At 71.1% G+C, this 24,092-nt stretch carries 21 protein-coding genes; 13 read left to right on the forward strand and 8 right to left on the reverse strand.

Going from position 1 to position 24,092, the window contains the following annotated elements; all coding sequences use genetic code 11:
* Positions 1 to 5: 5 nt before the first annotated feature.
* Together IF11_RS0124375 and IF11_RS0124380 are read right to left on the reverse strand one after the other, a co-directional pair.
* Complete coding sequence (locus tag IF11_RS0124375; RefSeq protein WP_030353852.1) at positions 6 to 578, reverse strand: NUDIX hydrolase; 573 nt, start codon at positions 576 to 578, stop codon at positions 6 to 8.
* A gap of 160 nt (positions 579 to 738) precedes the next feature.
* A complete protein-coding gene (locus IF11_RS0124380) occupies positions 739 to 1,542 on the reverse strand; it encodes an SAM-dependent methyltransferase (protein WP_030353853.1) in 804 nt (267 codons plus the stop codon).
* Positions 1,543 to 1,716: 174 nt separating this feature from the next.
* Here IF11_RS0124380 and IF11_RS0124385 point away from each other — a divergent pair, with 174 nt between their 5' ends.
* The 8 genes from IF11_RS0124385 (at position 1,717) to IF11_RS0124420 (ending at position 10,178) form a co-directional block, all read left to right on the forward strand.
* A complete protein-coding gene (locus tag IF11_RS0124385; RefSeq protein WP_133243191.1) occupies positions 1,717 to 2,160 on the forward strand; it encodes a hypothetical protein in 444 nt (147 codons plus the stop codon).
* A 140-nt stretch (positions 2,161 to 2,300) separates the two neighbouring features.
* A complete protein-coding gene (locus IF11_RS0124390) occupies positions 2,301 to 3,416 on the forward strand; it encodes a PLP-dependent cysteine synthase family protein (protein WP_030353855.1) in 1,116 nt (371 codons plus the stop codon).
* An 8-nt stretch (positions 3,417 to 3,424) separates the two neighbouring features.
* Entirely contained in the window at positions 3,425 to 4,717 is a 1,293-nt protein-coding gene (locus IF11_RS0124395; RefSeq protein WP_030353856.1) for an MFS transporter, read from the forward strand.
* 82 nt (positions 4,718 to 4,799) lie between these two features.
* Complete coding sequence (locus tag IF11_RS0124400) at positions 4,800 to 5,639, forward strand: sulfite exporter TauE/SafE family protein (RefSeq protein WP_030353857.1); 840 nt, start codon at positions 4,800 to 4,802, stop codon at positions 5,637 to 5,639.
* A gap of 73 nt (positions 5,640 to 5,712) precedes the next feature.
* On the forward strand, positions 5,713 to 6,819 hold the full coding sequence (locus tag IF11_RS0124405) for an ABC-2 transporter permease (RefSeq protein WP_030353858.1): 1,107 nt from the start codon (positions 5,713 to 5,715) through the stop codon (positions 6,817 to 6,819).
* 44 nt (positions 6,820 to 6,863) lie between these two features.
* Positions 6,864 to 8,528 (forward strand): serine/threonine-protein kinase, encoded by a 1,665-nt coding sequence (locus IF11_RS0124410; RefSeq protein ID WP_030353859.1) that lies wholly within the window; start codon positions 6,864 to 6,866, stop codon positions 8,526 to 8,528.
* A 172-nt stretch (positions 8,529 to 8,700) separates the two neighbouring features.
* Positions 8,701 to 9,240: a DUF4232 domain-containing protein gene (locus IF11_RS0124415; RefSeq protein WP_030353860.1), complete on the forward strand. Its 540-nt coding sequence runs from the start codon at positions 8,701 to 8,703 to the stop codon at positions 9,238 to 9,240.
* Positions 9,241 to 9,425: 185 nt separating this feature from the next.
* Positions 9,426 to 10,178 carry a VOC family protein gene (locus IF11_RS0124420; RefSeq protein WP_030353861.1) on the forward strand — a complete coding sequence of 251 codons (753 nt, stop codon included), beginning with the start codon at positions 9,426 to 9,428 and terminating at the stop codon, positions 10,176 to 10,178.
* A gap of 59 nt (positions 10,179 to 10,237) precedes the next feature.
* Here IF11_RS0124420 and IF11_RS0124425 read toward each other — a convergent pair whose 3' ends face one another.
* Positions 10,238 to 10,555: a UBP-type zinc finger domain-containing protein gene (locus IF11_RS0124425; protein ID WP_051746173.1), complete on the reverse strand. Its 318-nt coding sequence runs from the start codon at positions 10,553 to 10,555 to the stop codon at positions 10,238 to 10,240.
* 211 nt (positions 10,556 to 10,766) lie between these two features.
* On the opposite strand from IF11_RS0124425, the gene IF11_RS0124430 reads away from it, so the two are divergent.
* Positions 10,767 to 11,720, forward strand: coding sequence for a hypothetical protein (locus IF11_RS0124430; RefSeq protein WP_240627542.1), 954 nt, complete (start codon positions 10,767 to 10,769; stop codon positions 11,718 to 11,720).
* Between the two features lie 31 nt (positions 11,721 to 11,751).
* Here the strand turns inward: IF11_RS0124430 and IF11_RS0124435 are convergent, their stop codons facing one another.
* A complete protein-coding gene (locus IF11_RS0124435) occupies positions 11,752 to 12,525 on the reverse strand; it encodes a polysaccharide deacetylase family protein (RefSeq protein ID WP_030353864.1) in 774 nt (257 codons plus the stop codon).
* A 509-nt stretch (positions 12,526 to 13,034) separates the two neighbouring features.
* On the opposite strand from IF11_RS0124435, the gene IF11_RS0124440 reads away from it, so the two are divergent.
* Both IF11_RS0124440 and IF11_RS0124445 read left to right on the forward strand, forming a co-directional pair.
* Positions 13,035 to 14,753 carry a PHP domain-containing protein gene (locus IF11_RS0124440; protein WP_030353865.1) on the forward strand — a complete coding sequence of 573 codons (1,719 nt, stop codon included), beginning with the start codon at positions 13,035 to 13,037 and terminating at the stop codon, positions 14,751 to 14,753.
* A gap of 299 nt (positions 14,754 to 15,052) precedes the next feature.
* Positions 15,053 to 15,535, forward strand: a complete 483-nt coding sequence (locus tag IF11_RS0124445; protein ID WP_030353866.1) for a hypothetical protein — start codon at positions 15,053 to 15,055, stop codon at positions 15,533 to 15,535.
* Positions 15,536 to 15,617: 82 nt separating this feature from the next.
* Here IF11_RS0124445 and IF11_RS0124450 read toward each other — a convergent pair whose 3' ends face one another.
* A complete protein-coding gene (locus IF11_RS0124450; protein WP_030353867.1) occupies positions 15,618 to 16,517 on the reverse strand; it encodes an alpha/beta fold hydrolase in 900 nt (299 codons plus the stop codon).
* A 127-nt stretch (positions 16,518 to 16,644) separates the two neighbouring features.
* Between IF11_RS0124450 and IF11_RS0124455 the strand changes: the two genes are divergently transcribed.
* Both IF11_RS0124455 and IF11_RS0124460 read left to right on the forward strand, forming a co-directional pair.
* Positions 16,645 to 17,562: a LysR family transcriptional regulator gene (locus IF11_RS0124455; RefSeq protein ID WP_037728436.1), complete on the forward strand. Its 918-nt coding sequence runs from the start codon at positions 16,645 to 16,647 to the stop codon at positions 17,560 to 17,562.
* A gap of 70 nt (positions 17,563 to 17,632) precedes the next feature.
* Complete coding sequence (locus tag IF11_RS0124460; RefSeq protein WP_030353869.1) at positions 17,633 to 18,688, forward strand: tartrate dehydrogenase; 1,056 nt, start codon at positions 17,633 to 17,635, stop codon at positions 18,686 to 18,688.
* 114 nt (positions 18,689 to 18,802) lie between these two features.
* Here IF11_RS0124460 and IF11_RS0124465 read toward each other — a convergent pair whose 3' ends face one another.
* From IF11_RS0124465 to IF11_RS0124475, 3 genes are read right to left on the reverse strand one after another with little or no spacing between them, the layout of a single operon-like run.
* On the reverse strand, positions 18,803 to 21,034 hold the full coding sequence (locus IF11_RS0124465) for an RICIN domain-containing protein (protein ID WP_078490899.1): 2,232 nt from the start codon (positions 21,032 to 21,034) through the stop codon (positions 18,803 to 18,805).
* A 17-nt stretch (positions 21,035 to 21,051) separates the two neighbouring features.
* Entirely contained in the window at positions 21,052 to 22,446 is a 1,395-nt protein-coding gene (locus IF11_RS0124470; RefSeq protein ID WP_030353871.1) for a ricin-type beta-trefoil lectin domain protein, read from the reverse strand.
* Positions 22,443 to 23,744, reverse strand: coding sequence for a ricin-type beta-trefoil lectin domain protein (locus IF11_RS0124475; RefSeq protein WP_030353872.1), 1,302 nt, complete (start codon positions 23,742 to 23,744; stop codon positions 22,443 to 22,445). Before IF11_RS0124475 ends, IF11_RS0124470 begins: the two co-directional genes overlap by 4 nt.
* Between the last annotated feature and the right edge of the window lie 348 nt (positions 23,745 to 24,092).

Raw genomic sequence — 24,092 nt, forward strand, 5'->3', positions numbered from 1 at the left:
CCGCGCTATGCGGCGACGGCGAGCAACTCCTCCACCCGCCGCAGCGCTTCACGGACATTCTCCTCGGAGGTGGCCTCCCGCGCCTCGGCCGGGGTCATCCAGCGCAACGGGGCGTCGGGGTTCTCCGGCCGTGCCGCGTCGGGGTCGGCCGTGGCCAGGACGAACCGGAGGTCCGCGTGTTCATGCGCGGGTTCACCGCCGCCCGCGGCGACCGGCACGATCACCACCTGTACGAGCTGCGCGAGGGACGCGTCCGGATACGGGACCAGGTCCCCGAGCCCGGTCTCCTCCTGCCCCTCCCGCAACACGACCTCCAGCGGATCGCTCTCGCCCGGATCGCCATGGCCCCCGATCTGGAGCCATGAGCCCTGGCGCGCGTGCCAGCGCATCAGCACCCGTCCGCTCCCGGGGTGCACGATCAGCGCGGACGCCGTCACATGCAGCGGAATCGAGCGCAGCCAGGGATCGTCCGTGCCCTCCACCAGCGCGCGGACGCGGGCCGCGTCGGCGGCCTCCCGGGCATCCCGTGTCCGGTACTGGGACAACAGATCGACGATCGGTCGGCCGACAGCGTGCATCGCGTTCTCCATACCCGTCAACTCGTTGAAGCGGCGTGGCCGTCGCGCGCCACGCCACCGAGGACGTTACGGATTACGGCGGCCGATGTCCTCCGGGTTTTCCGCGCTCGTTCTCCGCGCTCGTTCTCCGCACTCGATTCTCCGCGCTCGGTTTCCGCGTTCAGGGCTTGCGGCCCACTCCGCCCCACATCGGGATGTTCGCGGCCCGCGCGTCGTGCGGCCCCGGCCGCCAGTCCGGCAGCGCCACGACTCCGGGCGCCAGCAGATCCGTACCGTCGAAGAAGCGTCGTACCCGGTCGCGCGTCCGGGGCGTGGCGGCGCCATGGGCGGCGGCCCGCTCGTTGTACACCCGCATCGACTCGGCCACCTCGTCCGCGCCGATGTCGCTCGCCGGATGGGAGAGCACGAGATGGCTGCCCGAGGGCAGCGCGTCCAGCAGCCGGGCCGCGAGGCCGTACGGGCCGTCCGCGTCCGGGATGTACTGGAGGATCGCCACGAGCATCAGCCCCACCGGCCGGCTGAAGTCCAGTGTGTGCGCGGCTTCCGCGAGGACGGACTCCACGTCGCGGGCGTCGGCCTCGATGTAGTCGGTCCTCCCCTCGGGCGTCCCTTCGAGCAGCGCCCGCGCGTGGGCCAGCACGATCCGGTCGTTGTCCACATAGACGACCCGGGAGTCCGGGGCGACGGACTGGGCCACCTCGTGGGTGTTGTCCGCGGCGGGGATGCCCGTACCGATGTCCAGGAACTGCCGGATTCCGGCTTCCCCGGCGAGATACCGGACGGTCCTGCCGAGGAAGGCGCGGTTGGCGCGGACGGCGGGCACGATCCCCGGGTTGGCCACGGCCGCGAGCTCGGCGGCCTCCTGGTCGGCGGGGAAGTGGTGCGTGCCGCCCAGCCATGCGTCGTACACCCGTGCGGGGTGTGCCACGCCCGAGTCGAATTCCGGCGGTCGCTCCGCGCCCATCGCATCCACCTCTCGGTCCCGTCGTCCCAGCACACGGCAGGTTCCCTCAGCAGCCACAGACCAGCGGGCACAGAGCAGGAGCCACAGCCCAGGAGCCACAGGGTACGCACCGGGCAGCGCGGCGAGCACCCTCCGGTTGCGACTTGGGGTGACCGATCACATACGCTGCGCTACATGAACGGTGCGGCGAGGTACGGGAAGGGCGGGCGCGGGCCGAGGCCCGGCGTCGTGCTGCTCACCGTGCTGGCCGCGCTGCTCCATGTGCTGGGCTGCGCGCACGGTCCGGTCTCCGCCGCGCCCGTCCCGAGCGCGGCGATGCCCACGACCGCGGTCGCGCCGCAGTCCCCCGCCCCCGGTCACGCGACCGCGCCGGTGGCCGGCTGCGCCGGTCGGGCCAGCCATGGGGCGGCTTCCTGTACCGACGCGGATGAACCGAGCGTCCTGCCGCAGCGTCCGGACGCGTCCGTCGCACCCCTCACGGTGGACGGACCGGACGCGGCGGACACCGCCGTACGGAACCCGATGGGCCCACGCGCTCATGCGGCACGCGAGGACGGCCGGGGCGGACGGGACACTGAACAGCGGCGGCGCGCGGCGCTGGGTGTGTGGCGGAACTGACGACGGCCCCGGGCCTCTGACAGCGCGCGTGCGGCTCCGTCCGCCCGTACCGCCGGTGGCCCCTCAGGCTCTCTGACCGTTCACCCCCTCACCACGGCCGGGGCGCGCCCCCGCGCGGCCGGCCACTGGAGCTCTGCGCGATGGACCACTTCGACATTTCACCCACGCCTCAACCGGCCCACAGCCCGGCGGCGCTGGTCGGCGACACCCCGACGCTGTGGATCGGCGCCCCGTTCACGGCCCCCGGCCGCGGCTTCTGGGCCAAGCTGGAGGGACACAATCCCGGCGGAATCAAGGACCGTACGGCCCTGTACATGGTGGCGCGCGCCCGGGAGCGCGGCGAACTGCGGCCCGGGGCACGGATCGTGGAGTCCACCTCCGGCACGCTGGGCCTGGGGCTGGCGCTGGCCGGGGTGGCCTTCGGCCATCCCGTCACCGTCGTCACCGATCCGGGGATGGAACCGCTGATGACCGGGCTGCTGACGGCGTACGGCGCGGACATCGAGCTGGTACGGGCGCCGCATCCGGTGGGCGGCTGGCAGGAGGCCCGCCGACGGCGGGTGACGGAGCTGCTCGCCGCGTATCCGGATTCCTGGTGCCCGGATCAGTACCACAACCCCGACAATGTGGCCGCGTACCGTCCGCTCGCCCTTGAGCTGGTGTCCCAACTGGGCCGGATCGACACACTCGTGGCCAGTGTCGGTACGGGCGGGCACTCCGCCGGAATTGCCACTGTGCTGCGCCACCACTTCCCCGCCCTGCGTGTGGTGGGTGTCGACACCACCGGCTCGACCATCTTCGGCCAGCCCGCGGCGCCCCGGCTGATGCGTGGTCTGGGCAGCAGCATCCATCCACGCAATGTCGCGTACGGCCTCTTCGACGAGGTGCACTGGGTGGCCGCGCCGGAGGCGGTCTGGGCCGCGCGCTCCCTGGCGCGGGCGCGCTACGCGACGGGCGGCTGGAGCGTCGGGGCCGTAGCCCTGGTCGCGCGCTGGCTGGCCGGCGCCCGGCCGCCCGGCGAGCGGATCGTGGCGGTCTTCCCGGACGGGCCACAGCGGTATGTCGGGACCGTGTTCGACGACACGTACTGCCGTGAGCACGGACTGCTGGACCACCGGCCCGCCGATCATCCCAGGGAGATCACGCATCCCGGCGAACGCACCGTCACCCGGTGGACGCGCTGCACCACGGTGGTGGACCCGCTCGCCACGGCCGGCCCGGAGGCCGGCGGCGGCCTGGCGGGGGTGGCCCGGTGAAGGGCTCCATGGCAGCGCCGACGACCGCTCGTACGACGGGCCTGTGGGCCACGACCCGGTCCTTTCCGCCCGCGGCACGCCTGTTGATGGCGAACCAGTTCGCCATCAATCTCGCCTTCTACATGCTCATGCCCTATCTCGCGGCGCATCTGGCCGGCGGGCTCGGGCTGGCCGCCTGGGCGGTCGGTCTGGTGCTCGGCGTACGCACGCTCTCGCAACAGGGGATGTTCCTGATCGGCGGCGCTCTCGCGGACCGCTTCGGCTACAAGGCGCCGATCATGGCCGGCTGCCTGCTGCGCACGGGCGGTTTCGCGCTGCTGGGATGGGTGGACCAGTTGCCCGCGCTGATCGTGGCCTCGGCGGCGACCGGATTCGCGGGCGCGCTGTTCAATCCGGCGGTACGGGCCTATCTGGCGGCCGAGGCGGGCGAGCGGCGGGTCGAGGCCTTCGCGGTCTTCAACGTCTACTACCAGGCCGGAATGTTGCTGGGACCGCCGGTGGGTCTCGTCCTGCTCGCCGCCGACTTCCGGCTGGTGTGCGTGGTCGCGGCGGTCATCTTCGCCGCGCTGACCGTGCTCCAGTGGCGCGCGCTGCCCGCCCGCGGCGGCGGCGGGAAGAGCGGGGACGAACGGTCCCCGGGGATGCTCACGCAATGGCGCACGGTGCTGGTCAACCGGCCGTTCCTGCTGTTCTCGCTGGCGATGATCGGCTCGTACGTACTGACCTTCCAGGTCTATCTGGCCCTGCCGCTGGCCGCCGCCGACGCGCTGGGACCGGCCGCCGAGAAGGCCACGGGCGCGCTCTTCGTGATCTCGGCCGCCGTGGCGGTGGTGGGGCAGACGCGGCTGACACGCTGGGCCACGCGCCGCTGGAGCGCGCGGGGAGCGCTGGTGCGGGGGCTGACCGTCATGGGGCTGGCGTTCGTCCCACCGGCCCTGGTCCCCGCCGGTGACGGGCCTACGGCGTGGCTGTGGACGCTCGTCGCGCTGGTGGCGGCGGTCGTCGCGCTGGCCGTCGGGAGCGCGGTGGTCTATCCGTTCGAGATGGACACGGTCGTCGCGCTCTCGGGCGACCGGCTGGTCGCCACCCACTACGGCCTCTACAACACCGTCTCCGGGCTGGGTATCACGCTCGGCAATCTGGGCACGGGGGCGCTGTGGGATGTGGCACAGCGCCACGATGCCCGCTGGCTGCCGTGGGCAGTGCTGACCTGTACGGGCCTGGCCTGCGCCGGAGCGGTGTTCGCGCTGGCGCGCGGCGGCCGGCTGACCGCCCCGGGGGTCCGGCCCGTGCCGGGGTGAGTCCGCTCCTAGGCCCTGTCTGACAAATAGCGCCGTCCGCCCGGCGGCGGTCCCGCACCGGGGCATACCATCGGTTGCCGAAATGGACATATCTTGGTGGGGATTTGCCGCGCTCGCCGCGGCGGCGGCGCTCGTGGGCTTCTCGAAGACCGCGGTGAGCGGCGCGAATACGGTCAGTCTGGCCGTGTTCGCCGCCGTGCTGCCCGCGCGTGAGTCGACGGGCGTGCTGCTGCCGATACTGATCGTCGGTGATGTGGTGGCCGTGCTCACGTACCGGCGCCATGCCCACTGGCCGACCCTGTGGCGGCTGTTCCCCGCGGTCGCCGCGGGGGTGGGGGCGGGCACCGTCTTCCTGCTCTGGGCCGATGACGCCGCTGTCCGCACCTCGATCGGCGCGATCCTGCTGCTGATGGCGGGCGTCACGATCTGGCGACGACGCGGCGGCGCGGACAGGGCGGACAGGGCGGACAGTGCGGACAGTGCGAAGGAGCCACGGGAGGGGGAGGAGACGGGCGAGGAGACGGGAGCGGTTTCCGAGAAGAGCGGCCCGGGGGCGTCGTCGCCCGCCGGTCGCGTCACGGCACGTTCGTACGGTGTGCTCGGCGGCTTCACCACCATGGTCGCCAACGCCGGCGGCCCCGTCATGTCGCTCTATCTGCTCTCCGCCGGGTTCCGGAAGCTCGGCTTCCTGGGCACCTCCGCGTGGTTCTTCCTGATCGTCAATACCTCCAAGCTGCCCTTCAGCGTGGGACTCGGCCTGGTCGACGGCCGTTCCCTGCTGCTGGACGCCGCTCTGGTGCTCTTCGTCTTTCCGGGCGCCCTCATCGGCAAGGCGTGTGTGGACCGGATCGACCAACGGCTCTTCGAGCGGCTGGTGATCGGGGCGACCGTCCTCGGCGGTCTGCAACTCCTGCTGCGCTGAACCCCGCGCCTCACCGCCTGAGGGGCGGACAATATGCGGCACTCTTCCGATATGAGTGGTTTACGGTGCCTTCATGGACGCGGATCATGAAGGTCACCCACGCTCCGGCGGTGCGCACGGCAGACATCGGACCATGGGCGAGCGCTGGTCCGCCTTCACCGCCTCGCCCTTCCTCCCCGCGATCGTCCTGACCTTCATCCTCGCCGCGGCCGCCGGGCTCTTCGCGGGTTCCTACACGTACAACATGGCGAATCCGACGCCCCACCGGATCCCCGCCGCCGTGGTGGGCCCTACCGGCACCGCGAACGCCACCGCCTTCGTGAGCGGCATGGAGAAGGCCCTCAACGGTTCGCTCGAACTCCATCGCTATCCGAGTGACGCGGCGGCGCGGCGCGGGGTGGAGGAGCAGGAGGTCTTCGCGATTCTGACGTTCCGTACGGACCGCGTCGATTTCGCGGTGGCCGGCGCGGCCGGGGCATCCGTGGCGCAGCTGCTCACGGAGACGGCCCTGCCGGTGGCCAGGGCCGCCGGGGTCCCCGTACGGATCAGCGATGTCAAGCCGCTCCAGAAGGGGGATCCGCGCGGGCTGGCGCTCTTCTACGTCTCACTCGCCGCCGTGGTCATCGGCTTCATCGGGGCGATTCAGCTGAGCATCCACGCGTCCGAGCTGAACCCCTGGGAACGGATCGCCTTCACCGCCGCGTACTCCCTGCTCGGCGCGTTCACGATCGCCTCGGTGGTCGACTGGTGGCTCGGCGCGCTCCATCTGCCGTTTGTGGAATCGTGGCTGATCCTGGCGTTCACCATGTTCACGTCCGGGATGGTCTTCACCATGTTCAACACCCTCATGGGCCGGTGGGCGATGCTGCCGACCTGGGTGCTGCTGGTGATGCTGGGCAACCCCTCGTCCGGCGGGGCCGTCTCCTGGCCGCTGCTGCCCTCCTTACTGGGGCACATCGGACGGTGGCTGCCACCGGGCGCCTCCATCAACGCCAACCACACCGCGGTGTACTTCGGCAACGCCCAGCATGTGTTCCCCTTCGCCGTACTGGCGGGCTGGGCGTTCGTGTCCCTCGCCGTGTTCTGGTCCTGGCGCCGACGGCACCCCGGCGGCCGGGAGCACAACCCGGCGCACGCCGGTACGGCCCCGGGAACGGGAGCGGGTGCGAGCGCGGTGTGAGCGCGGTGTGAGCGTCCCTTCGGGAGGCTCGTACCCTGAGCGCCATGAACGCAGGGGGTCCCGAACGACGGGTGATCGACGGACGGTTCGAGCTGCTCGGCCGGCTCGGCAGCGGCGGCATGGGCATGGTGTGGCGCGCCCGTGACCTGGCGCTCCACCGTGAGGTGGCGCTCAAGGAGGTACGGCCCCCCGATCCGGCCATGCTCGCGGCAGATCCGGCGGCCGCCAGGACGCTCCGCGAGCGGGTGCTGCGGGAGGCACGCGCGCTGGCCAGGATCGACCATCCGAACGTGGTCACGATCCATCACATCGTGGACGCGGCCGAGGTGGCCCATCCCTGGATCGTCATGGAGCTGGTGCCGGGAGCGTCGCTTCAGGAGCGGCTCGCGCACGGCCCGTTGACCCCGGGCGACACCGCCGGGATCGGACGCGGTGTGCTGGCGGCGCTGCGCGCGGCGCACGCGGCCGGGATCCATCACCGGGATGTGAAGCCCGCCAATGTCCTGCTGCGCGCCGACGGACGACCGGTCCTCACGGACTTCGGTATCGCGGCGCTGCGCGAGTCCACGGCGCTGACCGCGACCGGTGAACTCATCGGCTCCCCCGACTACATCGCCCCCGAGCGCATCCGCGGCGACGAGGGCAACCCCGCCTCCGATCTGTGGTCGCTGGGCATGCTGATGTATGTCGCGGTCGAGGGCCGGCATCCGCTGCGACGGGCGACCACGCTCGCCACGCTCGCGGCGGTGCTCGACGAGGAGATACCGCCCCCCGTCCAGGCAGGTCCGCTCGCCCCCGTACTGGTGGCGCTGCTGAACCGGGACACGGGCGCCCGGCCGGACGCGGCCGAACTGGACCGGATGCTCGGGTCCGTTACGGAGGCCGAGGGGCCGGGACGGCCGGAGCATGGCGGCCGACAGGGCGGCTTCGCGGCCGGAACGGTGGACACCGTGACGCTCGCCCACCGGTCGCCGTCGCCGCTCGTGCCACCGCCGCTCGTACCGGCCGTGCCCGTGCCGGCCGGGAGGCGGCGCATCGGGCGCGGGATGCCGGTCGCCGTCGCCGTCGCAGGAGCCGGCCTCGCCGGTGTGCTGCTCTGGACGCTGGTGCCGTGGCCCGGGGACTCCGCCGCCGACGGGGCCTCCCCCGGCGGCGACCGGACCGTGACCGGCGCCCCCGAGCCCTCCGCCCCGCTGCGGACCCCGTCCTCGGCCCCGACCCCGTCGGCGTCGGCGTCGTCTCGCGAGAAGTCCCCTGGCTCCCTTCTCTCGCCGTCGGCCATCAGGAGCGTGATCGCCGGGCTGAAACCCGTGATGGGCGGTACGGATGTCAACAGGTTCGTCGTGTACGACGATTACGCCTCCGCCGAGGCCCCGGTCCCGGACGACAAGCGGCTCTACGACACGTTCCAGTACCGGGACGGCGAGGCCACCCGGCAGGGCGCGGGCGGCACGCTCACCGCCGGCAAGCGGACGGTGGACCTCACCTCGTTCGACTGGGACGCGCTTCCCGGTCTGCTCCGGACCGCCGAGAAGGACCTCGATGTCGACAAACCGACAAGCCGCTATGTGATCGTGGACCCCGCGTGGGTCTTCGCCGACGATCAGCCCGTTCTGCTCGTCTACGTGGTGGACGACTACGGCGCCGCTTACCTGGCCGCGAGCAGATCCGGCAAGGTGCTGGACTCCGTTCCCCGGAACGGTGGTTGACGCGCCGTCGGAGATGGCGATCCCGTGATCGAATCTCGCCGGGACAGTACAACCACCACGGCCGTTCGCGTGTCATCTCAGGCGAGCGGCACAGCACGACCAATGCTGGACGAACCGCCGTCCGGCGCTGTGCCACTCTCGCCACCGATCGACCGAAACGGGGAAACCGTCCATGCGTATCCGTCCTGCCCTCGTCGCCCCGGCGGCCGCCGCCCTCACCGTGCTCCTGCTCGCCACCGGCGCCACGGCCGCCGTCCCCGCGCCTGACGAGGTCTTCGCGCCCGCGGCCCTCGCCACCTGCCGCGAAAGCGTGGTCGAGGTCACCGCGACAGCGTCCGGCGCGGTCAACCAGGTCCGTATCGGCGTCACCAACAAGAGTGGCCGCGCCTGCGTGGTGGACCGTATCCCGACCATCACTTTCGGGGACCTGGACGGAGCGGCCCAGCCCGTGCCGCCGGTGGAGAGCGCGCCGTACAGGCTCGCCGCCGGAGGGACCGCGTACGCCGCGGTGCGCACCATCGACCCGGCCGCCGAGGACTCCCGTACGGTCGCGTATCTGACGGTCGCGGGCGACCCCTCGCACTACGGCGCACGGTTCGACGCCGCCTCCCTGGGATCGCCCGCGGGCATCCCCGTGTGGGAGCCGGTCACGACGCTCTGGCAGCCCACCCGCGCCAAGGCGGACGCCGCTCTGGCCGCCGCCCGGCGCTGAGTTGTGCCGGGGGTCCACGTGCCCGCGGGCCCCCGGGACCGCTGCCCGCGGCGGGGAAGTGGTGCCGGGCCTGGCAGAGTAGGGGCATCGAACGGGGGCAGTAGGCAGTGACAGCAGAGAGTGACAGCAGTCGGGGCGAGGGTGGAGTGAGCGGTGTGGAGCGGGACAAGATTGATTCACAGACGGTGGCCGGAGCTCCCTGCTGGGTGACGCTGCTCTCCCGTGAACTGCCCGCCGCTCAGGCCTTCTACGGCGATGTGCTGGGCTGGACCTACCGGCCGGCGGGGCTGGGGGACGACTTCTGTGTCGCCCTTTCCGACGGGATGCCGGTCGCGGGCATCGGCGCGCTGGCGGCCTCACTTCAGGTCGCCGTCTCCTGGACGCCGTACTTCGCGGTGGCCGATGTGGACAAGGCCGCGGCCCGGATCAGGGAGCGCGGTGCGACCGTCGCGGTGGGGCCGCTGGCCTTCCACTCGGGCCGGGCGGCGCTGGCCACGGACCCCGACGGCGCGGCGTTCGGCATCTGGGAGGGCGCGGTGCGCTCCGACTGGACCGTGGGGCGCGGCAGCGCCCCGGCCTGGCTGGAGTTGCGCACCCGCGACACCGATGACGCGGCCAGGTTCTACAGCCAGGTCCTCGGCTGGGCGCCGGAGACCGAGGGCGGTTTCACGCTCGTCCGCGAACACGATCACGCGGTGCTGCGGCAGGACGAGCACGTGGTCGCCAAGATCCGCGGCGGCGGCGTACAGGCCACGTCCGACCCGCGGATCCGGCCGCGCTGGCATGTGTATTTCCGGGTGCCGGAGGTGTCAGGTTCGGTGGCGGCGGCGCTCAACGGCGGAGGCGCGCTGCTCTCGCCGCCGGACGCGTCGCCGGCCCCGGTGGAGGCGACGCTGCGCGATCCGGACGGCGCGCTGTTCACCGTGACGTCGCGCTGACGCGCGGGCCGACGTCCCGTTGAGCCCGGTTCGGCTCAGTCGTCGGCTCAGTCCTCCGGTCAGGCCGGCCGTACCGGCGGTACGCCCTCCACCTCGAAGACGACCTCGTCCTCGTAACACCACCACCAGCCCTCACCCGGCTCGTACGAGCGGATGAGCGGGTGCCCGGAGGCGTTGTGGTGCGCGGTCGCGTGCTTGTTCTTGGAGGAGTCGCAGCAGCCGATGTGGCCGCAGCTCTGGCACTCCCGCAGATGCACCCAGGTGTCGCCCATGGCCACACACTCGGTACACGTGTCCGGGCTGTCCGGAGTCACCGGCTGCACATCCGCGAGATGACCGCAGATGAACCCGCTCACGCGCTCTCCGCCGTTCGTCATCACGCCGCCGCCCGTCCGACCGCACAGGTCACTCGCACAGGTCACTTCGAGTCAGTCGCCCTTTTTTCACCGTACGACCGGTCCCCCGCCACCGCCAGCAGGACGGGAACCGGGGCCGCACCCGGCGGCGTCTTGACAGCCGTCCGGCACCGGAGAAGCCTGGACATTCGGTGCTCGCCGGGGGGCGGGCGGGGGGAAACGGGGCAGCAGGGTGAGTGACCTACGCACGCGCATTTCGGGACGGGCCACGACCGCGGGTGTGGTCCTGGCACTGGCGCTGCCGCTGACCGCGTGCGGCTCGGGGGGTGACAGCGGCGGCGGTTCCGGGTCCCCGGCGGCGGTCAGCACTCCCACGCCGAGTCCTACGCCGACCGTCGACCCCGCCGCGTACCGCGGTGCGCTGGACACCACGCTCGGCCCGCTCGACAAGGCCCTGCGCGCGGTCGACCGCGCGAGCGAGGGCCGTGCCCTGGAGCGGGCGCTCGGTACGGCCTCCACCGCGGCCGCCACCGCCGCCGGCGGGCTGGAGACGGCCGACACCCCTGATGACGCCGTGACCGGCAACGCCACTCTCGCCGCCTCGCTGCGCGATCTGAGTCGGAGCCTGGCCGACGCGGGGGCGGGCGAGGGACGCTGTGCCACCTCACCGCGCGTCGAACTGGGCTCGGCGGACGGCCCCCGGCGCGTCAGGGAAGCGAGCACCACGCTCACCGGCCTCGGCTACCCCGTACGGCTGAAGCTGCCCCGCACCGAGAAGCCGCAGCACCGCCGGCTCGGCAACGGCGCCTTCGTGAAGGACGCCCGGTCGGGCGGGCTGGGCCGGCTGACCGTCAAGAACGGCACGGACTCCGACGCGGTGGTCTCCCTGACCCGTGGCAAGAAGACCGCGTTCACGGTGTACATACGCAAGGGCGCCAGTACGACGGTGCGCCGCGTCGGCGACGGCTCGTACACCGTCTACTTCACCTCGGGCTCGGACTGGAACTCCTCGAAGAAGTCCTTCACCAGGGACTGCGCCTTCGAGAAGTTCGACGACACGGCGGACTTCAGAACTGTGCAGGTCAGCGGGGGTACGCAGTACACCGTGCTGACCTTCTCGCTGGCCAAGACAATCGGCGGCAACGCCACCACCAGCGAGGTCCCCGAGAGCGAGTTCCCGTCCTGAGCCCCTTGCCGCCCGGCGCGCGCCCGCGCGGTCAGGGCTTGTAGACCTTCCCCGGCTCGGCGTGTCCCGGCGCCAGCAGCTGGGGAACCGTGACGAACGTGTAGCCGCGCTTCTTCAGCTCCTCGATGATCCCGGGGACGGCGGGCACGGTCCCGTCGTAGATGTCGTGCAGCAGGATGATGCCGTCGCGGTCCGCCTGGTCGAGGATGCGCTTCTTGATGAGCTCGGAGTCCGTCGTCGAGTAGTCCTTGGCGGTGGCGCTCCACATGATCTGCGCGAGGCCGAGCTCGCGGCTCACCTTCGCGACCTCGTCGTCGGTACGGCCCTGCGGCGGACGCATCAGGGTGGGCTTGTGGCCGGTGATCTCCGCTATGGCGTCCTGTGTACGCGCGAGTTCCTGGCGTACGGAGTCGGGGTCCTGGTCCGAGAGGATCTTGTGCGACCAGGTGTGGTTGGCCACCTCATGGCCCTCGGCCGCGATACGGCGCACGAGGTCGGGGTGCTTGACGACGTGGTTCTCGCCGAGCAGGAAGAAGGTCGCGGGGACCTTCTCCTTCTTGAGGATGTCGAGCAGCCCGGGGGTGTGCTCGGACGGTCCCGCGTCGAAGGTCAGGGCTATACAACGCTCCTTCGCGCAGTCGACCGCACCGGCCGCGACCTTCGCCCCGTTCTTGGCGTCGCCTCTGGCGTCGGCGGGCGAGTCGGCGTCGTACGCGGAGCAGCCGCTCAGCACCAGGGCGAGCGAGGCGACCGCCGCCAGGGCGCCCGCCGCCCTCAGGCCGAGTGACGAAGTGTTTTTTGGCATGACAAATCCCTCTTGCGATGGCTGAGTGACCCGTGAGAGACAGAGGGCTTCAGTCGCGCAGCACTGAGCCCCACACCGGGCCCGGGTGGGAGCCGGCGCGCGGAACGGCGCGCCGGATGACGTCGGTTCGGCCGCGGCCCGGAGGCCCGGCGAGCCGGCTATGCCATGCGGAACAGGCCGAACACGCCGAACACGCGACGTACACGACGGAACGCCGACGCGGACAGCGGGCAGGGCGGAGCAGGGTGCAGCGACCCGGACAGGGCATGGCCGAATGACATACCCGCACTATACATAGCGCGTATACACGCAGTGCATAGTGGGGCTCCCCTCACTCCCGGATGTTTGGTGAAGGTGCTCGCACCACGTACGACCTGCGTCAACGCGCCCCGGCCCGGCATTCCGTACGGCATTCAACATGGCGCGTACGGATCCCCGTCACCACGCCTTCATCCCAGCAATCGAACATCTGACCCGCTGGGCATCACAGGCATCGGCGAGGAGCAGCAATGGGCCACGGCCATCACCACCCGCACGACCACGCACACGACCACACGCACCACCATCAGGCCGACACCGGCCCCCTGCCCCCGGCGCTCGACGCCGACGTGCCGGACAGTGAGCTGTCGCCCAGCCAGCTGTCCCGCCGCTCGATGCTGCGCCGCGCCGGTCTGCTCGGCGCGGGCCTGGCCGGGGCGGGCGTGCTGGGCGGGGCCACCGCCGCCGCCGCGCAGTCGGTCGCTTCCGGCGGCTCGGCCGGCCGGGGCAAGAGCGACGGCTTCCTCTGGCTGGCGGGCGACCACCACATCCACACCCAGTACAGCAGCGACGGCAAGTACCGCGTCGTCGACCAGGTGCGCCAGGGCACGGCGCACGGTCTCGACTGGATGGTCATCACCGACCACGGCAGCGCGGCGCACGCCAAGATCGGTGTGGAGAAGGTCAACCCGGACATCAAGGAAGCCCGCGAGACCTACAAGGACCAGCTCGTCTTCCAGGGCCTGGAGTGGAACATCCCGGGCGCCGAGCACGCCACGGTCTTCGTCCACCCGGGCCGCAACGAGGTGGAGGTGCTGAAGAAGTTCGAGACCGACTACGACGGCAGCCTGCACCCCAGCTCCTCCAACGCCACCAATGAGGCGCTGGCCGTCTCCGGGCTCCAGTTCCTCGCCGACCAGGTGCGCCGGCGCAAGGTCGACGACGCCGTGATGCTCGCCAACCACCCGGCCCGCAACGGCATCGACTCGCCCCACGAGATCCGCGGCTGGCGCGACGCCACCTCGGCCGACCACCCCATCGCCATCGGCATGGAGGGCGCCCCCGGCCACCAGGCGGCCGGTCTGCCGAAGCCGTACGGCAGCGGCGGTGGCCGCGGTTACTACGAGAACGGGCCCAACGCCAACTCCTTCGCCGCGTACCCGCCGGAGAGCTACCGCACCTGGGGCGGCTTCGACTGGATGACCTCCACGGTCGGCGGTCTCTGGGACAGCCTGCTGGCCGAGGGCAAGCCGTGGTGGATCACCGCCAACTCGGACTCGCACAGCGTGTACGCCGAGCCCTCCGTCATCGGGCCCGACGACAACTTCAACGCGAACGGCAAGCACTCCGACCCCGTCTACGGAACCGGCCTCGACCTCGGCAAGGGCGACTACTGGCCGGGCCACTACAGCCGTACGCATGTCGGCGCGGACCGGTTCTCGTACGCGGCGGTCATGGACGGTATGCGGGCCGGCCGGATCTGGGTCGACCACGGCGGTCTGATCAGCGGTCTGGACGCCCGGGTCAAGGGCGGCGGCCGCTGGGCCACGCTCGGCGGCGCGCTGCACGTCAAGCGGGGTACGGACGTGGAGCTGTCCATCGACATCGCGCTGGCCAACGGCGCCAACTGGGCGCAGTTCGTGCCGAAGCTGGCGCGGGTCGATGTCATCCAGGGCGACGTCACGGGCCACGTCCACGACAAGGACACCTTCACCGCGCCGACCGCCAGGGTCGCGAAGTCCTTCGAGGTCAACAAGTCGACGGGCACCGTCCGGCTGACGTACAAGCTGGGCCGGGTCTCCGGGCCGCTCTACGTCCGGCTGCGCGGCACGGATGGCAACCGCACCGCCGTGGGGCCGAACGGCGCGGCCGTCGACCCCGTGGGCCCCGCGCTGGACGTGGTCGGCGACGCCGACCCGTGGAAGGACCTGTGGTTCTACTCGAACCCCATCTGGGTGCTTCCGTCCTGATCGCACGCCCCGGGAACAATCGGCGGGGGCCCGCCGTTGGACCTGGTGAGGGTGTGGATGGAACTGAGTCCCCGGGCCCCATATAAGAATTGCCCATGGGGAAGATCGTTCGGCTGAAGCCCCATGGAGCCCATCGCCGCGAGGCGACCGCCATCCATGCTCTCCCTTTTGACGACCCCGACCGGCGTCCCCCGTCCGGTCGGGGTCTTCTGTCGGTCCAGGCATATGAGGGGTCCAGGCACATGAGGGGGCCGGGCACGGGCCGGTCGGGGAACAGGGCGGAAGGGACGGCGGCGGGGATGGCGAGCGGAGACGAGGGGACGGAGCGGCCCGGCGGCTTCGAGGCGGCCACGGGCGACGGCCCGGTGTGCGGTACGACGCCCCAGGCACGGGCGGCCGAAGTCCTGGTCGCGTTCGAGGGGTTGCTCCAGATCAGACGACTGACGAACACCGGGACCGGTGATCCGGCGGCGGTTCCCGCGCAGTGGGAGCGGCGGCGGCCGGTGCGCGCCGTCGCGCTCGCGCTGGAGGCCGCCGGTCTGCCGGCGTCCGCGGTGGACGACGCGGGGCAGCGCGTCGCGACGGGGTATCGCGTACACGCGGCCGAGCCGCCCGCCGCCGTACGGGTGGAGTGGCTCGGCCCGCACGGCGGCGGGGCCGCCCAGGACGAGGAGCGGGCCCTGACCGAGTGCGCCGGCGTACTGACGCGCCTGGGGTGGGAGGCCCTGCTCTACCGGGGGCCGCGCCGACGGCGCTTCCTGGAGGTCGAACCGGCCTCCTGAGCCGCATCCGGAGCCGCCTACGAAACCGCCTCCGGAGCCGCCTCCGGAGCCGCCTCCGGAGCCGCTTCCTGGCCGCGCACGCTCACTGCCCGCCGCCGCGCAGAAACGTGGCGAGCAGGTCGGCGGTCCGGCCGGGCGCCTCCTCGGGCACGTAGTGGTCGCACGGCAGCGCCTGTCCCCGTACCTCGTCGGCGTACTCACGCCAGACGGCCTGTACGTCGTAATGCCGCCCGACGAAGCTGTGCTCGCCCCACAGCGCCAGCACCGGGCAGGCGATCCGGCGCCCCGCGGCGGCGTCCTCCTCGTCGTGCACCAGATCGATCCCGGCGGCGGCCCGGTAGTCCTCGCAGGAGGCGTGGATCGCGGCCGGGTCGGAGAAGCAGCGCACATACTCATCCAGCGCGGCGGGCGCGAACGGGGTGCCCCCGTGGTGCCGCGCGCCCATGCGGGTACGGACCCAGAAGTCCGGGTCCGCGCCGATGAGATGCTCCGGGATGCCGTTCCCCGCCGCCAGGAAGAACCAGTGGTAGTAGCCGCGCCCGAAGTCGGCGTCGGCGTGGCGGAACGCGTGGCGCGTCGGCACGATATCCAGGACCGCGAGCGCCGATACCGCTTCCGGGTGATCCAGCGCGAGCCGGTGGGCGACCCGGCCGCCGCGGTCGTGGCCGGCGACGGCGAAGCGGTCGAAGCCCAGTTCCCGCATGACGAGGAGCTGGTCGCGCGCCATCGTCCGCTTCGCGTAGGCGGTGTGCCCGGGATCCGAGGGGGGCTTGTCGCTGTCGCCATAGCCGCGCAGATCGGTGAGCACCACCGTGTGGGTGGCGGCGAGCAGCGGTGCCACGTGGTGCCAGATCAGATGCGTCTGCGGATAGCCGTGCAGCAGCAGGACGGGAGGCCCCTCGCCCGCGACACGGGTGTGGATCCGGACGCCGTCGGCGTCGACGGTCCGGCGGGAGAACGTGGCGGGCAGGAGATCGTTCATGGCCCGATCACAGCAGCCCGGCGGTCGCCCGTCCAAGACCGGTTGACGGCCATGCTTATAGGTGTGTCCTATCAGGAGGCGCGGGGATGTTCCCGGGCGAGCGTGGACGCAGTGCGGAGGCAGCGCGATGGATGTCAGACAGCTGGAGTACTTTCTGGCCGTGGTCGACCACGGCGGCTTCAACCGGGCCGCCTCCGCGCTCTATCTCTCCCAGCCCTCCCTCTCGCAGTCCGTACGGGCGCTGGAACGCGATCTGGGCAGCGAGCTGTTCCACCGGATCGGCCGCAGAGCGGTGCTCACGGAGGCGGGGGCGGCCCTCATCGAGCCGGCGCGCGCCGCCGTGCGTGGTCTGCGGCTGGCCCGGGCCAGTGTGGAGTCCGTGCATGGGCTGCGCACCGGCCGGGTCGAGGTGGCGGCCATGCCCTCGCAGGCGATCGAGCCGCTGACCGGCATGATCCGGCGCTTCACCGCCGACCATCCGGGGGTGTCGGTGGTCGTCCAGGCGGCCTTCACCCCGCGCGAGGTGACGGAGAAGGTGCGTACGGGCGTGTCCGAGCTGGGGCTGCTCGCCTCGCCGGGGCCGCTGCCGCGGGGCGAGGTGCGCTCGTACCCGGTCATGGAGCAGCGGTTCGTCCTGCTCACTCCCCCGGACGGCCCGTTCGCGGCCGGCCGCGCGGTGCGGCGCGAGCAGCTGTCGGGTCAGCGGCTGATCGTGGGCCAGCAGGGCACCGGAATGCGCGGGTACGTGGACGATCTGCGCGCCGCGGGCGCGGCGGTGACCATCGCGGTGGAGACGGAGCACCGGGTCGCGATCCTGCCGCTGGTGCTGAGCGGTGTCGGGATGGCGGTGGTCACCGACTCATGGCGGGGTGTCGCAGAACGGGCGGGCGCCCTCGTGCTGGAGATCGATCCGCCGACCGGGCTGGAGGTCGCGCTCGTCAGCAGGCGCTCCGCACTCACCCCGGCGGCGCGGGCCTTCCTGGAGTGCGCCATGGCGGCCACCGACGACGAGGGGCCGGGGAGGAGTGCCGGGGAGGACGCATAACGAACGCCTATAAGGCACATCGATTCTCCGTCTTGGACGGCAGACGGGCGCGCTTGCTCCACTACCGGACATGACGAACCACCGCATCGCCCTGATCCCCGGTGACGGCATCGGCACCGAGGTCGTTCCGGCGGCCCGCCGCGTCCTGGACGCCGTCGGCGCCGAGCACGGGGTCTCCTTCACCTACCGGTCGTTCGACTGGTCCTGCGCACGCCATCTGCGCGAGGGCGCGATGATGCCCGAGGACGGTCTCGACCGGCTCCGCGAGCACGACGCGATCCTCCTGGGCGCCGTGGGCTACCCCGGGGTGCCGGACCATGTCTCGCTCTGGGGTCTGCTCATCCCGATCCGCCGCGGCTTCCGGCAGTACGTGAACGTACGGCCCATCCGGGTCTTCGAGGGGGTCGAGAGCCCGCTGCGCTCGGCCGAGCCCGGTTCCGTCGACTTCGTGGTGGTACGGGAGAACGTCGAGGGCGAGTACAGCGAGATCGGCGGCCGGCTGAACCGCGGCTTCCCCGAGGAAATGGCCGTACAGGAAGCCGTGTTCACCCGCGCCGGGGTCAACCGGGTGCTGGACTACGCCTTTACGCTCGCCGCCCGCCGCGCGGGCCGGCTCACCTCCGCGACCAAGTCCAACGGGATCGTGCACACCATGCCGTTCTGGGACGAGTTGGTGGCCGAGCGGGCCGCGCACCACCCCGGGGTGTCCTGGGACCAGGAGCACATCGACGCGCTCGCCGCCAAGTTCGTCCTCGATCCGCGGCGCTTCGATGTCGTCGTCGGATCGAATCTCTTCGGCGACATCCTCAGCGATCTGGCCGCCGCCGTCGCGGGCAGTATCGGGATCGCCCCGGCCGCCAATCTCAACCCCGAGGGCGACTTCCCGTCGATGTTCGAGCCCGTACACGGGTCGGCGCCCGATATCGCGGGCCTGGGCATCGCCAATCCGCTCGGGGCGATCTGGTCGGCGGCGATGATGCTCGACCATCTCGGCCATCCGGAGGCGGCCACGCGGGTCACGGACGCGATGGCGGCCGTCCTGGCCGCGACCTCGGTCCGTACCCCCGATCTCGGAGGTACGGCGAGCACCGAGGAGTTCACCACGGAGTTGCTCGCACGGCTCTGAGCGGGGCATGCCCGGGGAGCACCCCGAGGCCAGGAACGGGAACACCCCGGGCACCCTCATGTCGCGCCGGTGCCCGGGGTGTTCCTTCTCATCGGTCCGTCCGCAGGCCGGTGCCTAGGGATAGCTGACGAGATTGGCCACATTGGTGGACGAGTTCGACGGGCCTCCCCGGTCGTTGATGACATGCCGGATGGTGCCCGTACCGCCGAGCGACACAGTCACCATGTTGCGGAAGCGGACATTGGCGTTGTTGGGCACCTCGAACGCGTGCTCCGCGGTCACGCTGTTGTTGACGTTGAAGAAGCAGTAGCTGCCGAGCCCGTACGCCTGATGGCTGGTCACCGAGTCGGCCACCTTGTAGGCGGCGTAGCCCTGGGTCGCGCCGTTCATCCAGGCCGCCTGGCTGGGCGGGTCGTACGGCATCTCGTTCTGGTAGAAGTACGTTCTGCCGCCGTTGCCGTTCCAGATCGTCTGATGCTTCTGGTAGTGCTCGACGAACAGGCCGTACATCGTGACATCGGCGCCGTTCACGATCAGACCGGTGTCCGCCGTGTTGGTGTTCCAGCCGACCCCGCTGCCGTGATCCGCGCGCCAGATCCACATATGGTCGCCGATCACATCACGGCTGTTGACGACCAGACTGGTGGTCGCCTTGCCGACGCCCGCGCCGCCGATGCGGAAGAACACATCGTGCAGCGAGGTGGGGTTGGCGGCGTGACTCGCGTTCGAGCCGTCGGCGCCCACCTCCATCAGCCGCTGGGAGTTGACCGTGCCCGCGTCGATGAGCAGACCCGCCACCTTGACGCCGTCCACATCGGCCACCGACACCGCGGTGATGCCGTTGTCCGGGATGAGGGTGGCGAGGCCGAGCCCGAGGACGACGGTGTCGGGACGGGTGATCCTCAGCGTCTGGTTGAGGTGGTAGACGCCGGGGGTGACGAGCAGGTTCTTGCCCGCCGCCAGCGCGGCGTTCATGTCCGCGGCCGTCGCGCCGGGCTTGGCGATGTAGAACTGGTCCAGCGGGAGCGACGTACCCGCCGGAGCACCGCCCGACCAGGTCGTTCCCTTCGAGTTGGCGCGCAGCGCGGGCACGAACACCTTGTAGGCGCCGGCCGCGTCGACGTACAGGAACGGCTTCTCCCGCACCTGCGGGGTCTGGTCGACCGTGGTGTAGGGCGGGTTGGGGAAGCTGTTCGCGGGCGCGTTCTGGGCGCCGACGAATACCATGTTCCAGTTGGACCCGGTCCAGCTGCCCCATTCGGTGTTGCGGGACAGCCACTGCTGCTGCGAGCCGGACCTGACCTGGCCGTCCACCTTCGAGTCGGCCATGAATCCGCCGCTGGCCCAGCCGCCGTCGTCCAGCGCCAGGTTGCCGCGGACATGCATCCGGCGGTACGGGGCGGCCTGCGAGACGGCCCAGCGGTCGGTGCCGGTGGTGGGGGTGACGGACAGGTTCTCGGCGCTGCGCCAGAAGTTCTGGGTGGCGTTCTGCGGCGGGAACCAGTCGGCCTCGACATGGACGGCGCCCCGGATATTGACGTCGTCCGGCGAGAGCCCGAGGCCGGCCACCTGCGTGTAGAAGCCGACGTTCACATCGGCGTCGTATGTGCCCGGCTTGAACAGGAAGGCCGCGCGCTGGGCCCCGAACTGATTGGTCTCCTGCTGCTGGAAGGTCGCGTTCACCCGGTTCTGGATCGAGGAGGCCGACATCGACGGATCGAAGACGACGACGTTCGGCCCGAGATCCGGGGTGCCGGGGGGCGCCGGCGGATCGGCGGCCTGGACCCGGAAGGACTGGGCCGCGGAGCCGTTGCAGGTGTACTGCTGGAGCTGGACGCTGTCGGCGGTCGAGGCGCTCGGTACGTCGAGGCACTTGCCGCTGTTGCGGTTGACGAAGTGGTAGGCGCCGTCGGCCTCCGCCACCGGCAGCCACTGCTGGTTGTTGCCTCCGCCGTACGTCCAGAGCTGGATCGTGGCGGCGTCGGCGGCCGAGACGTCGGTGACGTCCCAGACCTGGCTGTCGGCGTTGCGGTTGCCCGCCCTGACATAGCCGGCGCCGGTCTCCGTGAGGGACCAGTTCTGCGCGAGGCTGCCGTTGCAGGCGTACTGCTGCACGGCGGTGCCGTTGCCGGTCGCCGCGGCGCGGGCGTCCACGCATTTGCCGTTGCCCTTGTTGCTGATGGTGGTCCAGCCGGTGGGCAGGGCCGCCGCCGCGGTGGTGCCCGCGGCGGCCTCCTGCTGGGGCAGACCGATCAGGGAGGCGCAGAGGGCCACCACGGTCAGCAGCAGGGTGAGCGGGAAGAGCCGGCGGCGGGGCTGCCCGCCGCCGTACGGGTGTCGGTTCATGGAGGCTCCTCGCCCGGTCAGCCGGCGTACTGGGCGAAGACGCGGGTGAAGTCCCACGCCTGCTGGCTCACGCCGGAGCAGGTGTCGGCTCCGCCGCCGGTGCAGGGCCGGTCGCGGTTGACGGACCAGAAGGTCAGCCGGGCCAGATGGTGCTGCTGCGCGTAGGCGAGGATGGTGCGGAAGTCCGCGACGGTCACCGTCTCGTTGTTGTCGGTGATGCCGTTCATCGACGAGATGCCGATGCTGCGGTACGTCTGGTCGTCGCTGTACCCGTACGCGTTCTTGACCGCGTTCTTGAGGCCCTCGGCGGCGCGGGTGGTGAGCGTGCCCATGTTCTGGCCGGCGCCGCCGAAGTTGAACGGCATGATCGTCCAGCTGTCGACGGTGAGTCCGGCGGCGGCCGCGCGGTTGATCAGACTGGTGTCAGGACCGTTCTGCCCGGTGCCGAAGGTGACATAGACCTTGATGCCGGGGTTGTTGGCCTTGATGGTCTTGAGCGCGTCGACGGTGCGCTGCTGGACGGTGGGGCTGTCGTACGCGGCCGCCTCGATGTCGATGTCGATCGCCTTGAGGCCGTACGCGTTGATGACCTTCTGGTAGGCCGCGGCCAGCTCACCCGCGCTGGAGCAGGAGCTCTCCAGCTTGTTGCCGCTCCAGCCGCCGAAGGACGGGATGACATCGCCGCCCGCGCCGCGCACGGTATTGATGGTCTGCTGGTCCACTCCGCCGGTCAGCGGCCGTCCGCCGTCCCACTGGGGGTTGCAGTAGCCGTTGCTGAGCACGAACGCCAGGGTGAACCACTTCACGCCGGTCGCGTTCATGACGGTGGTCGGGTTCGGCGGGCTGCCCCAGCCGTTGTAGAGGTACGGCGCGACCGCCATGGGGCCGCTGGGAGGGGGGTTGCCGCCGCCCGAGGGCGCGGTCCACTTCTGGTTGGCGGCTCCGGTGCAGGTCCAGATCTGCAGCCGGGTGCCGTTGGCGGAGCTGTTGCCGGTCGCGTCCATGCACTTGTCGGCCTGGGTGTTGACGATGTCGCGGGCCGCCGAGACGGTCCACTTCTGGTTGGCGCCTCCCGTGCAGTCCCACAGCTGGAGCTGCGCGCCGTTCGTGGTGCTGTTGTCCTTGACGTCGAGGCACTTGCCGAGGGCCCGGATCGAGCCGTCGGAGGAGACGTCCCACTGCTGGGCGGCCGAGCCGTTGCAGTCGTAGAGCTGTACGGCCGCGCCGTTGGCGGAGCTGCCGGACGCCACGTCCACGCACTTGCCGCCCAGACCCGTGATCGTGCCGACGGCGGCGGCCGCCGCGGTGGCAGGGGTGGGGGCGGTGAGGAGCGACGCGCCGATCACGAGAGGCAGCGCGGCCAGCGGGGCGAGGGATCTGAGGGGCTTGCGGAGGGTGCGTACCGTCGTCATCCGCGGTTCACCGTCCACTTCTGGTTCGCGGCGCCCGTGCAGGTCCAGATCTGCAGCCGGGTGCCGTTGGCGGAGCTGTTGCCGGTCGCGTCCATGCACTTGTCGGCCTGGATGTTCACGATGTCTCTGGCGTCCGGGACGGCCCAGCGCTGATTGCCGCCGCCGTTGCAGTCCCACAGCTGGAGCTGCGCCCCGTCCGCCGTGCTGTTGTCCTTCACGTCCAGGCACTTGCCGAGCGCGCGCAGCGAGCCGTCGGAGGCGACGGTCCACTGCTGGGCGGCCGAGCCGTTGCAGTCGTAGAGCTGTACGGGCGTGCCGTTGGCGGGGTTGGCTCCCGCCACGTCCACGCACTTGCCGCCGAGTCCGGTGATCGTGCCCGCGGTGCCGCCGGAACCGCCGTCGTTCGTGCTGACGCGCACGTAGTCGACGACGAGCTGGGACGGGAACGGTGTGCTGCTGTTGGGGTCGCCGGGCCAGTAGCCGCCGACCGCGAGGTTCAGGATGATGAAGAAGGGCTTGTTGAACACCCAGGTACGGCCGCCGAGATCGGCCGGGGTGCGCGTCTGGTAGACGTTGCCGTCGACGCTCCAGGTGATGGCGTTGGGCGACCAGTCGATGGCGAAGGTGTGGAAGGCGTCGGCGAAGGCCTGGCCGTTCGGCAGGGTGTAGCCGGCGCCGATGCCGCCCGAGCCGGAGTAGCCGGGACCGTGCAGGGTGCCATGGACCGTGCCGGGCTCGAAGCCGACGTTCTCCATGATGTCGATCTCACCGCTGTTGGGCCAGCCGACGTTGCCGATGTCGTTCCCGAGCATCCAGAACGCGGGCCACATGCCCTGGCCGCGCGGGACCTTCATCCGGGCCTCGACCCGTCCGTAGGTCGAGGTGAACTTCCCGGACGTGTTGAGCCGGGCCGAGGTGTACTCGCACCGGCCGTACCAGCACTGGTAGTTGCCGGGGTTGTCCTTGCGCGCGGTGATGACCAGGTTGCCCTGGCCGTCGAGGGCGGCGTTGTTGTTGCCGGCGGTGTAGTACTGCCGCTCGTGGTTGTTGACGTTGTCGCCGGTCTCGATCTGCCACTTGCCGCCGTCGACGGCCGAGCCGGCGGCGCCGTTGAAGTCGTCGGAGAACGTGACCGCCGCCGCCCCGACCGCGGCGGGCGTCGGCTCGGGGACGGGGGCCGCGACGGCGGGGACCGCCGCCGCCAGGCTGGAACAGCAGAGAAGAGCGAGCGCGTAGAGCGCCATCCGGCGTCCCATAGGGATTCGCACAGTCATCACATCACTTCGAGTGGGGGGCATGCACATGACACCGCAACGGCCGGGGAGCTTCGGGGAGAGCCACCTCGGACGCTTATTTCAATACTTGATTTAAGGGAGGGCACGAGGGGTCGTCAAGAAGCTGGTATGGACCAAAGTTGACCAGATTCGTGTCCGCGGCGCATCCATATGAACGCAGACCCCCCGCAACCGGGCGACACGACACCGAACGGGCCGCTGAACTTGACCTGCACATGACTGACACCGGCCGTTCACACACGAACACATGCCCTGTGGAAGGCTCCCGCTGAACCGTTACTTCACGACCATGCGCCGCGCCGCCCCCACCCTGTGGCCGTGCGTCGCGGTGGTCCCGCCGGAGAGGACAGA

This window comes from Streptomyces scopuliridis RB72, from assembly GCF_000718095.1.
Taxonomy (GTDB): domain Bacteria; phylum Actinomycetota; class Actinomycetes; order Streptomycetales; family Streptomycetaceae; genus Streptomyces; species Streptomyces scopuliridis.